Here is a 14,452-nt window from a genome sequence, read left to right as displayed (position 1 = left end):
AGGGGCCCTCTTCGGGAGATCTCTCGTGCGTCGATATTTCGGCAGGAAACTGGTGGTCTACGGGCTGACGTTCGTCGTCGCCGTCACGGTCGACTGGATGATCCCGCGGTTCATGCCCGGTGACCCGGTCGCCGGCATGGTCGCCCGTGCCAACGTCAGCCAGCCCGCGGCCGTCGAGGCGATGAGGCAGTACTACACCGGCCTCTTCGGCTTCGACCAGCCGCTGTGGCGGCAGTACCTCAACTTCTGGACGGCGCTGCTGCACGGCGACTTCGGCATCAGCATCTGGGTGTTCCCCACCCCGGTGAGCGACGTCATCATGGGCGCCGTGCCGTACACGCTGGGGCTGATGATCCCGTCGGTGCTGCTGAGCTGGGTCGTCGGCAACCGGCTGGGGGCGTACGCGGCCCGGCGCAGGCTGCTGGACAACACCGTCCTGCCGGTCGGCTACGTCCTGACCGCGATGCCGTACATGTGGCTGGCGGTCCTGCTCGCCTGGGGGCTGGGCGTGATCGCGGGCGTCTTCCCGATCGCCGGCGGCTACAGCTTCTCCATGCAGCCCAACTGGTCGGCGGAGTTCCTGCTCGACCTGCTGCACCACTGGGCGCTGCCGTTCGCCTCGCTGTTCCTCGTCGCGCTCGGCGGCTGGGCGATCGGCATGCGCAACATGATCATCTATGAGCTGGAGTCCGACTACTCCACCTACCTCGCCGCGCTCGGCGCGCCGCAGCGGCTGATCCGGCGCTACGCCTTCCGCAACGCGGTGCTGCCGCAGATCACCGGCCTGGCGCTCCAGCTCGGCGTGCTGGTGGCCGGCGCCCTGGTGACGGAGATCGTCTTCTCCTACCCCGGCCTGGGCAGCCTCATCCTCAAGGCCATCCAGAACCAGGACTTCTTCCTGCTGCAGGGCACGTTCATGTTCATCGTCCTCGGCGTCCTCGCCGCGAACTTCATCATCGACATCGTCTACGTCGTGGTCGATCCGCGGACGCGGGCGGGAATGGCGGGTGCTCAGGCATGACCGCGCTCCAGGAAGCCGTCCCCCGCGACGCCGCCGCACCGGTCAGCGGGCGCCGCGAGGCGCTGCACTTCGCGCTGCGCAACGGCAAGCTCCTCGCCGGCGCCGGCGTGGTCCTCGTCCTGCTGCTGCTGGGCCTGATCGGGCCCCTGACCATCGACGCCCCGCCCAACGAGTACGTCGGCCCGCCCATGCAGGCCCCCTCGTCGGAGTACTGGTTCGGCACCACCACCTTCGGCCAGGACGTCTTCGCCCAGTTCGTGTACGGCCTGCGCACCACCTTCGCGGCGGGCCTGCTGGGCGGCGTGGTCGCCTCCCTCATCGGGATGGTCGTCGGGTTCCTGGCCGGCTTCCGCGGCGGGCTCCTCGACGAGATCCTGAACATGCTGACCAACATCGTCCTGGTCATCCCGACGCTGGCCGTACTGCTCATCATCAACGCCTACCTCGGCATCCGCAGCGTCGTCGCGCAGGCGATCTTCATCGGCCTTACATCGTGGCCGTGGGCGGCGCGGGCCATCCGGGCGCAGACCTTCTCGCTGCGCGGCCGGGACTTCGTGGACCTGGCCAGGCTGAGCGGCTCGAACACCTGGAAGATCATCACCAGGGAGATCGCGCCGAACATGAGCTCCTACCTGCTGCTGACGTTCATCCTGCTGTTCGGCAACTCGATCCTGATCGCCTCGTCGCTGGACTTCATCGGCCTCGGCCCCACCGAGGGCGTCTCGCTCGGCCTGATGCTGCAGAACGCCAGCCAGTGGAGCGCCATGCAGCTCGGCATGTGGTGGTGGTTCATCCCGCCCGGCGCCGGGATCACCGCGATCGTCGGAGCCCTGTACGTCGCCAACGTCGGCCTCGACGAGGTCTTCAACCCGAAGCTGAGGGAGACATGAGCCTGCGGGTCAGCGATCTGAAAGTGCACTACCGGACCCTGCGGGGCGACGTGCGGGCGCTCGACGGCGTCTCCTTCGAGCTGGGGGACGCCGAGATCCTCGGCCTGGCCGGGGAGTCGGGCTGCGGCAAGACCACCCTCGGCAAGAGCCTCATCCGGATGGACGGCCGCATGCGCCACGTCGGTGGCACCGTCGAGCTCGACGGCACGGAGCTGCCCATCGGCGACGACCGGCGGATGAACGACTTCCGCTTCCACGAGGTCTCGCTCGTCCCGCAGTACTCGATGAGCGCGCTGAACCCGACCCGCAAGATCGGCAAGATGGTGGGCGAGCTGCTGCGCTCCCGCGGCGTCACCCCCGACACCGCCAAGCTGCTCGGCCGCCTGGACGCGGTGGGCCTGCCCCACGAGGTGCTGGACCGCTACCCGATCGAGCTGTCCGGCGGCATGAAGCAGCGCATGGTCATGGTCATCTCCACCCTCCTGGACCCCTCGCTGCTCATCGCCGACGAGGTCACCTCCGCCCTCGACGTCTCCACCCAGAAGGCGGTGGCCAGGGCGCTGGCCGGCTTCCGCGACAACGGGTTCGTCAAGAGCATGATCTTCATCACGCACGACATCTCGCTCACGTACCAGATCGCCGACACGATCATGGTCATGTACGCCGGGAGGCTGGCCGAGAAGGCGCCGGCCAGGACGATCGTCGAGGCGCCCCGGCACCCCTACACCCGGATGCTCATCGACTCGCTGCCCGAGGTCGGCGTGCGCCACGCCGACCGCAGGCTGTCGGGCATCGCGGGCAGTCCGCCGTCGCTGCTCGACCCGCCCGCGGGCTGCCGCTTCCGGGACCGATGCCCGCTCGCCTTCGACCGGTGCGCCGAGGAGCCGCCGGCCGCCGAGATCGCCCCCGATCACTTCGTCGCCTGCTGGAAGGCATGATGCTCAGACTCGACAACGTCACGAAGGTCTACAAGGTCGGAGCCTTCGGCGGCAAGACCCTGACCGCGGTCGACGGGGTGAGCTTCGACGTGCCGGAGGGCCAGGTCGTCTCACTGATCGGCGAGAGCGGCAGCGGCAAGAGCACCCTCGGCAAGATGATCCTCGGCCTCGTCCCGGTCACCGCCGGCTCGATCACCCTCGACGGCGCCCCGGTACGGCCCGGCAAGGAGTACTACCGGCACGTCCAGGGTGTCTTCCAGGACCCCTTCAGCACGTTCAACCCGGTGTTCAAGGCCGACCGGGTGTTCCAACTGATCAGAGAGGCGTACTTCCCCGCGGCGACCGCCGCCGACTGGGACGAGCGGGTGCGCGCCGCCCTGCGGGACGTGCGCCTCGACCCCGACCAGGTCATCGGCAAGTATCCCCACCAGCTCAGCGGTGGCCAGCTCCAGCGCGTCCTCATCGCCCGGGCGCTGCTGCTGGACCTCAAGCTGCTGGTCGCCGACGAGATCACCAGCATGCTCGACGCCTCCACCCGCATCGACGTGCTCAATCTGCTCGCCGAGATCAAGGGCCGGGGACTGGGCGTGCTGTACATCACCCACGACCTGTCCCTGGGCAACTACCTGGCCGAGCGGACCGTCGTGCTCCGGCACGGGACCGTCGTCGAGATGGGCGCGACCGACAGGGTCTTCGGCCGTCCGCTGCACCCCTACACCCGGCAGCTGCTGTCGGCCGTGCCGCGCCTGCACGCCCCCTGGGAGGACGCCGAGCCGGTCACCTCCTGCCTGTACCACGACGGCGGCGCCACCGGCGGTCTCGCGGAGGCCGGGGAGGACCACTTCGTGGCGTGCGCCCGGCTCGAAGGCTGCCTCGAAGAACGCCTCGGAGGCCGTTCCGGAGGTCGCCTCGAAGGCCGTCTCAAAGGCCGCTGAGAGAACGCCCGGCGGTCACCGGAAGCCCCGGGCCGCCGCGAGAAGGAGAACCACTTGAGCATCTACCGTCCGCTGCACGACGGCTGGACCCTCACCGCCGTCCCGCGTGACGTCGGGGCGAACGCCGTACCGTCCGGCGTCGAGGCGGCCGAGGCGGCCGAGGTGGCCGGGGTGCCGGCGACCGTGCCCGGCTGCGTGCACACCGACCTGCTGGCCGCAGGGATCATCGACGACCCCTACCTGGACGACAACGAGACCCGGCTCACCTGGATCGGCCGCACCGCGTGGCGGTACGAGACCGCCTTCACCTGGACGCCGGACGGCCACGAGCGGACCGACCTCGTCTGCGAGGGCCTCGACACCGTCGCCACGGTCGTCCTCAACGGCGTCACGGTCGGCACCACCGCCAACCAGCACCGCTCCTACCGCTTTCCCGTACGGCACCTGCTGCGCGAGGGGGACAACACCCTCACCGTGGTGTTCGGCTCCGCCTACGACTACGCCGAGGAGCGGCGGGCGGCCCTGGGCGACCGGCCGGGGGCCTACGCCGAGCCGTACCAGTTCATCCGGAAGATGGCGTGCAACTTCGGCTGGGACTGGGGGCCGGCCGTGGTCACCGCCGGGATCTGGCGGCCGATCGGGCTGGAGAGCTGGAGCGGCGCGCGGCTGGCCGGGGTGCGCCCGCTGGTCACCCTCGACGGGACGGACGGCAGGGTGACGGCGCACGTCAGGGTCGAGCGCGCCGCCCAGGAGCCGCTCATCGTCACCGCCGAGGTCGCCGGCGTCACCGCGGAGGCCCGGCTGGCGCCCGGGGAGCACGAGGCCGTCCTCGACCTCACCGTGCCCGCCGTCGAGGTGTGGTGGCCCCGCGGGTACGGCGCGCAGCCCCGCTACGACTTCGCCGTCCGCCTGCACGGGGGACGCGGCGGGCACCCGGAGCCCGGCGAGCCCGTGGAGCCTGCGGAGTCCGCGGAGCCGGGGGATCGGCGGGAGTGGCGGCGCCGGATCGGCTTCCGCACCGCCGAGCTGGACCCCGAGGCGTTCGGCCTGCGGGTCAACGGCGAGGCGGTGTTCGTGCGCGGCGTCAACTGGATCCCCGACGACTGCTTCCCGAACCGCGTCACCCGCGACCGCCTCCGGGAGCGTCTCACCCAGGCCGTCGAGGCCGGTGTGAACCTGCTGCGGGTCTGGGGCGGCGGCCTGTACGAGAGCGACGACTTCTACGACCTGGCCGACGAGCTGGGCCTGCTCGTCTGGCAGGACTTCCCGTTCGCCTGCGCCGCCTACCCCGAGGAGGAGCCGTTCCGCTCGGAGGTGGAGGCCGAGGCCAGGGAGAACGTCACCCGGCTGGCGAGCCACCCCAGCCTGGTGCTGTGGTGCGGCAACAACGAGAACATCGAGGGCCACGCCGACTGGGGCTGGCAGGAGGACCTGGCGGGCCGCAGCTGGGGCGCGGGCTTCTACTACGACCTGCTGCCGCGGGTGGTCGCCGAGCTCGACCCGACCCGGCCCTACTGGCCCGGCAGCCCCTACTCCGGCGCCCCCGACCTGCCGCCCAACGACCCCGCACGCGGCACGGTGCACATCTGGGACGTGTGGAACCGCGAGGACTACACCCGCTACGCCGCCTACCGCCCCCGCTTCGCCGCCGAGTTCGGCTTCCAGGGCCCGGCCGCGTACGCCACGATGCGCAGGGCGATCGGCGGTGAACTGGCCCCCGACGCGCCCCTGGTGCTGCACCACCAGAAGGCGATCGACGGCAACGGCAAGCTGCTGCGCGGCCTGGGCGAGCACCTGCCCCGGCCGGAGGACTTCGACGACTGGCACTACCTGACCCAGCTCAACCAGGCGCGGGCCATCGAGTTCGGAGTCTCCCGCTTCCGCGCGCTGGCCCCGCACTGCACCGGCAGCATCGTCTGGCAGCTCAACGACTGCTGGCCGGTCACCTCCTGGGCCGCCGTCGACGGCGACGGCCGCCGCAAACCCCTGTGGTACGCGCTGCGCCGCGTCTACGCCGACCGGCTGCTCGCCGTCATCGACGGCGAGGCCGCGCTGGTCAACGACTCGGCCGAGCCGTGGCACGGCGAGCTGTCGCTGGTCCGGCACGACCTGTCGGGGGAGATCCTGGCCGAGGAGACCGCCGGGGTGACCGTCGCCCCCCGCTCCGTCACCCGCCTCCCGCTGCCCGCCGCCGTGGCCGCTCCCGGCGACCCGGCCGCCGAACTGCTCGTCGCCCGCCTCGGCGGGACGCGCACGGTGTCCTTCTACGCCGAGGACACCCGGGTGGCCTTCCCCGAGGCCAGGTGGGACGCGCGCGCCGAACCGGCGGGGGGCGGCTACCGGGTGACGGTCACCGCCCGGACACTCCTGCGCGAGCTGGCCCTCTTCCCCGACCGGCTCGACCTCGGCGCCCGGGTGGACGACCTGCCGGTGACGCTGCTGCCGGGGGAGAGCGCCGTCTTCCACGTCACCGCCGGCGACCTCCCCGATCCGGACGCGCTGACCGCCTTCCCGGTGCTGCGCTGCGTGAACGAGCCCCGCCGGTGACCGTCCTCGCCCTGGACATCGGCGGCACCAAGTTCGCCGCCGCGGCCGTCACCGCCGACGGAGACGTGACCGCCCGCGCCGAGGTGCCGCTGAGCCGCGCCGGATCGCCGGACCGGGCACTCGCCCAGGTCGTCGAGCAGGTCACCGCCCGGGTGCCGGCCGACGCGATCGAGGGGATCGGCATCGGCTCGGCCGGCCCCCTCGACCCGCGCGCCGGGACGGTCAGCCCGGTCAACATCCCCCGCTGGCGTGACTTCCCGCTGACCGCCGCCGTCGGCCGGATGCTGCCCGGCCGCCCGGTACGGCTGGCCGGCGACGCCCAGTGCATGGCGCTGGGGGAGTGGTGGCGGGGGGCCTTCCCGGAGGAACCGGAGAAGCCGGGAGCCGCGGCGCCGGAACCGTCCGCCGAGGCCGCGGCGGGGCCGGGGGAGGGGCCGCGGCGGGCGGGCTCCCGAGCCGTGCTGGGCGTGGTGGTCTCCACCGGCGTCGGCGGCGGCTTCGTCCTGGACGGCGTGCCGTACCTCGGCCCGACCGGCAACGCCGGCCACATCGGGCACATCACCGTCGATCCCGGCGGCGACCCCTGCCCGTGCGGCGCGTCCGGGTGCGTGGAGACCGTCGCCAGCGGGCCCGCCATGGTCCGCTGGGCCCGCGCGGGCGGCTGGACCGGCGCGGACGCGCGGGCGCTCGCCGCGAGCGCCCGCGCCGGGTCCGCGATCGCGCAGGCCGCCTTCCGCCGCGCCGCCGACGCGCTGGCCACCGCCTTCCACACCGCCGCGGCCCTGCTCGACCTCGACCGCGTCGTCGTCGGCGGGGGCGTGGCCGCCGCCGGGCCGATCCTGTTCGACCCGCTCCGGCAGGCGATGGCGGAGAACGCCGGGCTCGGCTTCACCCGCCGCCTGCGGGTGGACGCCACCTCCCTGGGCCGCGACGCCGGCCTGCTCGGCGCCGCCGCCCTCGCCCTGCCCCGGCGTCCCCCGGACACCCGGCCCGGAGCCGCGCCCGCCGTCCCGGAGTGATCCCGCGGGTGTCCCCCGGGCGTCCGGCCCGGAGAGCCGGGGATCCGGCCCGCGAGGACGCCCCGGGCGGCCGTCCGCAGTGCCGCGCGCCGCCGTAGAGTGGGCCGGGCTCGAAGAGGGCTCGAAGAGGGCTCGGAAAGAGCTCGCAGAGGCCGCCCCCGGCCTCGCGGGCCGCCTGTGACGCAGACGGAAGGGTAGAAAGACTCATGGATCAGCTGACGCTGATGGCCGTACACGCCCATCCCGACGACGAGGTGATCGGGACCGGCGGGATTCTGGCCAGGTGCGCGGACGAGGGCATCCGCACCGTCCTGGTCACCTGCACCAACGGCGAGCAGGGCGACGCCCCCGGCGGGACCAAGCCTGGCGAGGACGGCCACGACGAGGCGGAGGTGAGCGCCCTCCGGCTCCAGGAGCTGCGCGAGTCCGTGGCCCACCTCGGGATCGACCACCTGGAGCTGCTCGGCTACCACGACTCCGGCATGGAGGGCTGGGCCGCCAACCAGTCGCCGGACGCCTTCGCCAACGTCCCCGTCGAGCAGGCCGCCGCACGGCTGGCCGAGCTGATGGAGCGTTACCGCCCGCAGGTCGTGGTCACCTACGACGAGAACGGCGGGTACGGTCACCCCGACCACATCCAGGCCCACCGGATCACCGTGGCGGCGGCCGAGGCGAGCGGCGTCCCCGCCAAGCTCTACTACACCGCGGTGCCCCGCGAGCGGATCGCCGAGCTGTTCGAGTTCCTCCGCTCGACCGGCGCGGCTCCGGAGGACTTCGAGCTGCCCGACGACTTCGGCGTCCCCGAGGAGCAGATCACCGCGATGGTGGACGTCGCCCCCTACGTCGAGCGCAAGCGCAAGGCGCTGGAGGCGCACGCCAGCCAGGGCGAGAACATCTTCCTGCTGCGCATGCCCGCCGACGCCCAGCACCGGGCCTTCTCCCACGAGGCGTTCATCCGCGTCTTCAGCCGCGTCCCCGCCCCGGGCCGCGAGGAGCACCTCTTCGACGGCCTGCGCTGAGGACGGCCCGCACCGGCGGTCACCGGCGTCGACGGTGCCCGTACCGACGATGGTCCGTGCCGGCGGTGACTCGCGCCGGCGGCGGCCCGGCCGCCGGGCCGGCCGCCGGGCGCGGTCAGCCGCCGAGCGGCACGCGCCAGGTCAGCAGGGTCCCGCCGTCGGGGGCCGCGCCCGCCTCGAAGGAGCCGCCGAGCTGCCGGGCGCGGTCCTCCATGTTGCGCAGGCCGCTGCGCCTGCCCTCACCGGGAAGTCCCACGCCGTCGTCGCGGACGCGGAGGAGCAGCTCGTCGCCGGTCGCCTCGACCAGCACGTCGGCCTTGGAGGCCCTGGCGTGGCGCACGATGTTGGACAGGGCCTCGCGCAGCACGGCGGTGAGCTGCTCGGCGACCGGGGCCGGAACCCCGTTGTCGAGGCGGCCCTCCATGCGCAGTCCCGGCATGAACCCCAGGTGCCCGCGCGCCCCCTCCACCAGCTCCACGACCTGCGCGCGCAGGCCGGGGGCGGCGTCGCGGGGGGCCTGCAGGGCGAAGATGGTGGAGCGGATCTGCCGGATGGTCTCGTCCAGCTCGTCGATCCCGTGCCGCAGCCGGGAGGCCGCCTCGGGATGCTCGACGAAGCGGACGATGCTCATCAGCGTCATGGCGACGGCGAAGAGCCGCTGGATGACGACGTCGTGCAGGTCCTTGGCGATGCGGTCGCGATCCTCCAGCAGTCCCAGGCGCTCGGCGTCCCGCCTGGCCTCGGCCAGTTCCAGGACGAGCGCGGCCTGACCGGCGAAGGACCACAGGGTGTGCAGCTCGCCGGTGCTGAACGGGAGCCGGCCGGTGCGCTTGCCGAGCTTCAGCACCCCGCGGACGGCCCCGGCCCGGCCCAGCGGCACGGCGGCCACCGGGCCGATCGGCGTCTCCCCGTCGGCGGTGAAGCCGCCGTCGACCTCGGTGACCTCGGTGACTTCGGTGACGTCGGCGGCGGAGTCGACGATGGGGAAGACGTCGGCGGCGTCGCGTTCGCTCGCCGTCACCGGCTCGCCGCTGAGGAAGGCCCGGCCGGCGAGGGTGCCGGAGACGGGGACCTCGCCCTCGGCGGGCCGGACACCGGGCTCGCCGTCGCTGATCTCCCACCGCAGCGTCTCCCCGGAGGGGCCCGGGAGCATGACCGCCACGACGTCGGCGCCGGCCATCTTCCGGGCCCGGCGCGCCACCAGCGTCAGCACCTCGGTGGGCTCGGCGCCCGACAGCAGGGCGGTGGTGACGTCGGAGGACGCCTGCAGCCACACCTCCCGGCGGCGGGTCTCCTCGTACAGGCGGGCGTTCTCGATGGCGACGCCGGCCGCGGTGGCCAGCGCCACCACGATCGCCTCGTCCTCCTCGTCGAACTCCCCGCCGCCGCGCTTCTCGGTGAGGTAGAGGTTGCCGAACACCTCCTCGCGGACCCGGATCGGCACCCCCAGGAAGGAGCCCATCGGCGGGTGGCCGGGCGGGAAGCCGTACGACTCCGGGTGCCGGGACAGGTCGGACAGGCGCAGCGTCTGCGGCTCCTTGATCAGCAGGCCCAGCAGGCCCAGGCCGTGCGGCCAGTGCTCGATCCGGGCGATCTCCTCCTCGCTCAGCCCCACCGGGACGAACTGTACGAGCGTGTTCTCCTCTCCGATGACGCCCAGCGCGCCGTAGCCGGCGTCGACCAGGGTGGTGGCGGTCTCCACGATCCGCCGCAGCACCGTCTCGAGATCGAGGTCGCTGCCCACCGACACGACCGCCTCCAGGAGGGCGTGCACGCGGTCGCGGGTGGCCAGCACCGCCTCCAGCCGCACCTGCAGCTCTTCCAGCAGCTCATCCAGCCGCATGCTGGGCATCAGGGAACGGGGCTCCTTCTGCGTCATAGGGGAAGTCTGGCATCCGGGGGCGTCGGAGCCCACCGCGGTGGGCCGCCGGAGCGCCGAACGCCACCTCGACGAGCCGGCGGGCCAGCAGGCGGGCGGGGTCGAGAACCGGGACGGGGACGCTGGAGCGGTCCAGGGCCAGGACGAGCTCGGTGCACGCGGTGACGACCCGCTCCGCGCCGCGATCGGCGAGGGAGCGGGACAGCTCCGCCAGCGCCCGCCGGTTGGCCGGTTGGACGCCGCCGCCCTTGACGGCGCCGATGGCCGCCGTGACCTGCCGCTGACCGGATTCGTCCGGCTCGATCACCGCCACGCCGCGCCGTCGCAGAGCGTCCGCGTACAGGCCGGCGCGCAGGGTGCCCGAGGTGGCCAGCACGCCGGCCGCGCGGACGCCGTCGGCCGCGAGGGCGTCGGCGGTGACCTCGATGATGCTCACCAGCTCCAGCCCGGCCTCCTCCGCCAGAGGGGGGACGAAGGCGTGGGCGGTGTTGCAGGGTACGGCGAGCACCTCGCACCCCGCCTGCTTCAGACCCTCGACGCCGCGCCGCAGATACGGGGTCGGGTCCTCGCCGCCGCCGAGCAGGCTCAGGGAACGGTCGGGGACGCGGGGGTCGCCCCAGATGACGACGGGCACGTGTCCCTGGTCACAGGTGGCCGCCGTCTCCTCCACGAGCTTGCCGTAGAAGTCGACGGTGGCCGCCGGGCCCATGCCGCCGAGGACGCCGACCAGCCGGGTCCTGCTCACCGGGTGCCCCCGGTGACCCGCCCCTCCGGCCGGTACCGGGGCGCGATCGTGGAGCTGAGTCATCTGGAGGCGTCCTCTTCCATGCGGTGAGCCGGGGTGAGCGGGGGGTGGGCCCGGGGCGGGCCCGGGACGGCTACCCGCACAAGGATCGAGGTATAAGGTGCATTCGGTCTCTAAATGCAGCAATGTGACACTGAAGGATCGATCATGCAGGATTCCGGCATCGAGCCCCGGCGGCTGCTGTCGGAGACCGACCTCGAACTCATCGACGCCCTCCAGATCAACCCGCGAGCGAGCTGGGTGGAGGTCGGGGCGGCGACCCGCGCGGACCCGGTGACGGCGGCACGGCGCTGGCAGCGGCTGAACAGCGCGGGGGAGGCGTGGACCACCGTCGCCCTGGGGCAGCGCCAGATGCACGCGATGAGCATGGCCTTCCTGGAGATCGACTGCGAGGCCGGGGCGGCGGTCGAGGTCGCCGGCACGCTCGCGGCGGCGGGCCACCTCATCACCGTGCAGCACGTCGCCGCCGATCACGACCTGTTCGTGATCGCCGTCGCCGCGTCGATGCCGGCGCTGGCGGACTACCTGCTCACAGACCTGCCGCGGGTGCCCGGCGTGGCGAAGGTGCGCACCCATGTCGCCACGCGCGTCTTCGAGGCCTCGTGCCGCTGGCGGCTGCGGGTGCTGCCGCCGCGGTCCGCGGGCGCGCTGGCCAGGCGGCCGGGGCCGGCGGAGTCCACCAGGCAGATGGACGAGATCGACCGGCTGCTGTTCAAGGCCCTGCTCGCCGACGGCCGCGCCGGCTACTCCGATCTCGCGCAGGCCGTCGGCAAGTCCGAGCGCACGGTGCAGCGCAGGCTGTCACGCCTGGTCGCGACCGGCGACATCGACTTCCGCTGCGATCTGGCGCGCTCGCACGCGGGCTGGCACTCCTCGGCGGTGCTGTGGCTGCGGATGCCGGACGGCCTGCTGGAGGAGACGGGCCGGGCGCTGCTCGACTGGCCGGAGACGCGGACGTGCGCGGCGCTCGCGGGCGCCCGCAACATGCTCCTCACCGTCGGCCTGCACGGGGTCTCCGACCTGCACCCGCTGGTGGTGCGCCTTGAGGAGCGCTTCCCGTACGCGAGCATCGCCGACCGGCAGATCGTCCTGCGGCAGTCGAAGCTCTACGGGCGGCTCCTCGACCCCTCCGGCCGCTGCACGGGCGTCGTCCCGGTCGACCCGTGGAGCCTGTCGCCGGGCGTCTGACGTTCAGCGCGGCGCGGGGATCGCGCCTCCGCGGGCCTCCCAGCACAGGCCGGCCCGCAGCACGTCGGCCTCGCCGCGCCCCACCAGCTGCAGGTCTCCGATGGCCAGCGCGGGCAGGCCGAGCGCGGACACGACGGAGGTGATCCGGCCGACCTCGCCGCGGACGGCGGCCTCGTCGCAGCCGGCCCGCGGCGCGGGGCCGCCGAGCGTCGGCATGATCAGGACGTCGACGCCGGCCATCTCCGCCGAGAATCCGGCCCGGACGGCGGAAAGCTCCTCCACCGCCCGGCGGTACTCCCGATGGCCGATCCCGCCGGCGTCGTCCAGCTTCCGCCGCACGCCGGCGCTGTAGCTCGCGGCGTTCGCCGGGTAGGTGGCCTCGTGGGTGCGCCGGGCCTGCGCGCCCACGATCGTCCAGTACGGGGACAGGATCCCGTACGGCAGGGCGATCTCGCGGACCTCGGCGCCCAGATCCGCGAACTCCCCGGCCTGCGCGCATCCCTCGGCGACGCCGACGACCAGCCCCGACAGCGAGCGCGGCGGCTCGACGGCCTCTCCGGAGAGCACCCGCCACACGCGCGCGCAGTCGGCGACCGAGGTGGTCATCGGCCCGACCACGTCGAACATCGGGGCGAGGGGCGCGACCCCCTCGGAGGAGACGACGCCGGCCCTCGGGCGCAGGCCGACCACGCCGCAGCAGGCCGCCGGGATCCGCACCGAGCCGCCGGTGTCGGTGCCGAGGCCGAACCGGGCGATCCCGGCGGCGAGCGCCGCGGCCGTGCCGCCGCTCGACCCGCCGGGAGCCAGGTGCTCGTGGCGCGGGTTGCGCACATCGCCCCAGTGCGGGTTCTCGCTCGTGACGCCCCAGGCGAACTCGTGCTGGTTGGCCTTGCCGACCAGGAGGGCCCCGGCGCGCTCCAGCAGTTCGACGCACGGCGCGGTGGTCAGCGCCTCCTCGCTCCCGTACAGGGCGGACCCCCGGGTGGTGGGGAGCCCGGCGACGTCGATCATGTCCTTGACCACGAACGTCCAGGCCCACAGCTCGGGTGGCGTGGCGGGCACCGGCCGGTCGCGACGTGCGAGCCGGTCGATGACCGGCTCGGCGCCGGCCTCGATGAGGATGTTGTGCCCGCGGTGGAGGCGTATGGCCTCGGCGGACCTGGCGATCGCCGCCTCGTGTTCCACAGTCAAGGATCTCCTAACGCCCGCTCCGGCCACAGGGGAGGCCGGTCGGTGACGGTCGGCGCGCCGGGTCCGTCACCGGCCGCGTCCGTGATCCGGCACATGCTGGCAGATCCGCCGTGCCCAGTCGAGTGCGCGAGGCCGGTCAGAGCGTCAGCGCGTCCAGCAGGGACTGCAGCCGGGCGGTCTCGCGGCCGGGATGGACGAGGGTGAAGATGCTGCGGCTGATGTTCAGCCACGGCACGTCGGCGATCACGATGTCGGGGCCGTGCCCGCGCAGCGCGAGTTCGGGGACGAGCGCCGCACCCATCCCCGCCCCGATCATGGCTATGGTGATCTTGAAGTCGTCGGAATGGCAGGCCACCCGGGGGTGCAGCCCCCAGTGGGCGAACAGGCCCTCGAAGATGGCGGCGTCGCTGGTCGCCGGGTGGTGCATGATCCACGGCAGGTCGACGAGGTGCTCGGCCCGGTAGGGCGCCAGGTCGGGCCAGCTGCGCGGGAGGACGAGCTTGTAGCGGTCCTCGGCGATCCAGCGCCGGCCCAGCGCGGACGGCCACGACAGGCCGGAGTTCCCCACCTGGTAGATGATCGCCGCGTCCATCTCGCCGCCGGCGCCCAGGCGCGGGATGAGCTGGGAGGACTCGGCGACGGAGACCCTGATGCCGGCGCGTTCCTCGGGCTCCATCCGCCGCAGCACGCCGGTCAGCACGTCGGTGAAGCTGGGGAAGACGCCCAGGCGGATCTGCCGCTCGCTGTTCCGGTGCACGGCCTGCACGGTGGCGACCATGCGCTCCATGTCGATGAGCACGGTCTCCGCGTGCCTGGCCAGCACCTCGGCGGCGCTGGTGGGCAGCGCGCTGTGGGCGGAGCGGGTGAACAGCCTGACGCCGATCTCACGTTCCAGCGCGGCCATCTGCTGGGAGACGGCCGACGCGGTGTAACCGAGCCGGTTGGCGGCGGCGGCGAAGGACCCCAGCTCAACGACTTCACGGAGAGTACGCAGGTGTTCCGGCTTCAGCATTAGAGTTC

12 protein-coding genes are annotated in these 14,452 nt (G+C 73.2%); 8 read left to right on the top strand and 4 right to left on the bottom strand.

Annotated features, from left to right (window positions below):
* Positions 1-25 precede the first annotated feature (25 nt).
* The 7 genes from HDA43_RS01135 to HDA43_RS01105 all read left to right on the top strand — a co-directional run bounded on the left by HDA43_RS01135 (position 26) and on the right by HDA43_RS01105 (position 8,369).
* Positions 26-1,021, top strand: a complete 996-nt coding sequence (locus HDA43_RS01135) for an ABC transporter permease (RefSeq protein ID WP_179817878.1) — start codon at positions 26-28, stop codon at positions 1,019-1,021.
* Positions 1,018-1,911, top strand: a complete 894-nt coding sequence (locus HDA43_RS01130) for an ABC transporter permease (RefSeq protein WP_179817877.1) — start codon at positions 1,018-1,020, stop codon at positions 1,909-1,911. The genes HDA43_RS01135 and HDA43_RS01130 overlap by 4 nt, the downstream gene beginning before the upstream one ends.
* On the top strand, positions 1,908-2,849 hold the full coding sequence (locus HDA43_RS01125) for an ABC transporter ATP-binding protein (RefSeq protein ID WP_179817876.1): 942 nt from the start codon (positions 1,908-1,910) through the stop codon (positions 2,847-2,849). Before HDA43_RS01130 ends, HDA43_RS01125 begins: the two co-directional genes overlap by 4 nt.
* Positions 2,849-3,784 (top strand): ABC transporter ATP-binding protein, encoded by a 936-nt coding sequence (locus HDA43_RS01120; RefSeq protein WP_179822572.1) that lies wholly within the window; start codon positions 2,849-2,851, stop codon positions 3,782-3,784. The genes HDA43_RS01125 and HDA43_RS01120 overlap by 1 nt, the downstream gene beginning before the upstream one ends.
* A gap of 54 nt (positions 3,785-3,838) precedes the next feature.
* A complete protein-coding gene (locus tag HDA43_RS01115) occupies positions 3,839-6,331 on the top strand; it encodes a glycoside hydrolase family 2 protein (protein ID WP_179817875.1) in 2,493 nt (830 codons plus the stop codon).
* On the top strand, positions 6,328-7,350 hold the full coding sequence (locus HDA43_RS01110; RefSeq protein WP_179817874.1) for an ROK family protein: 1,023 nt from the start codon (positions 6,328-6,330) through the stop codon (positions 7,348-7,350). The genes HDA43_RS01115 and HDA43_RS01110 overlap by 4 nt, the downstream gene beginning before the upstream one ends.
* 206 nt (positions 7,351-7,556) lie before the next feature.
* Positions 7,557-8,369 carry a PIG-L family deacetylase gene (locus tag HDA43_RS01105; protein WP_179817873.1) on the top strand — a complete coding sequence of 271 codons (813 nt, stop codon included), beginning with the start codon at positions 7,557-7,559 and terminating at the stop codon, positions 8,367-8,369.
* A gap of 115 nt (positions 8,370-8,484) precedes the next feature.
* On the opposite strand, the gene HDA43_RS01100 is transcribed toward HDA43_RS01105, so the two are convergent.
* On the bottom strand, positions 8,485-10,248 hold the full coding sequence (locus tag HDA43_RS01100) for a sensor histidine kinase (protein ID WP_179817872.1): 1,764 nt from the start codon (positions 10,246-10,248) through the stop codon (positions 8,485-8,487).
* On the bottom strand, positions 10,199-10,993 hold the full coding sequence (gene cuyB / locus HDA43_RS01095) for a cysteate racemase (protein WP_218911549.1): 795 nt from the start codon (positions 10,991-10,993) through the stop codon (positions 10,199-10,201). Before cuyB ends, HDA43_RS01100 begins: the two co-directional genes overlap by 50 nt.
* Positions 10,994-11,200: 207 nt before the next feature.
* Here cuyB and HDA43_RS01090 point away from each other — a divergent pair, with 207 nt between their 5' ends.
* Entirely contained in the window at positions 11,201-12,241 is a 1,041-nt protein-coding gene (locus HDA43_RS01090) for an Lrp/AsnC family transcriptional regulator (protein WP_179817870.1), read from the top strand.
* Between the two features lie 3 nt (positions 12,242-12,244).
* Here the strand turns inward: HDA43_RS01090 and HDA43_RS01085 are convergent, their stop codons facing one another.
* Together HDA43_RS01085 and HDA43_RS01080 are read right to left on the bottom strand one after the other, a co-directional pair.
* Entirely contained in the window at positions 12,245-13,426 is a 1,182-nt protein-coding gene (locus tag HDA43_RS01085; RefSeq protein WP_312873373.1) for an amidase, read from the bottom strand.
* Between the two features lie 142 nt (positions 13,427-13,568).
* Complete coding sequence (locus HDA43_RS01080) at positions 13,569-14,444, bottom strand: LysR family transcriptional regulator (RefSeq protein ID WP_179817869.1); 876 nt, start codon at positions 14,442-14,444, stop codon at positions 13,569-13,571.
* Positions 14,445-14,452: the final 8 nt, after the last annotated feature.

It is taken from the genome of Streptosporangium sandarakinum, from assembly GCF_013409935.1.
In the GTDB taxonomy this organism is placed as follows: domain Bacteria; phylum Actinomycetota; class Actinomycetes; order Streptosporangiales; family Streptosporangiaceae; genus Streptosporangium; species Streptosporangium nondiastaticum.
Note: the sequence above shows the minus strand (reverse complement) of the source record. Positions and strands in the feature narration are given on the sequence as shown.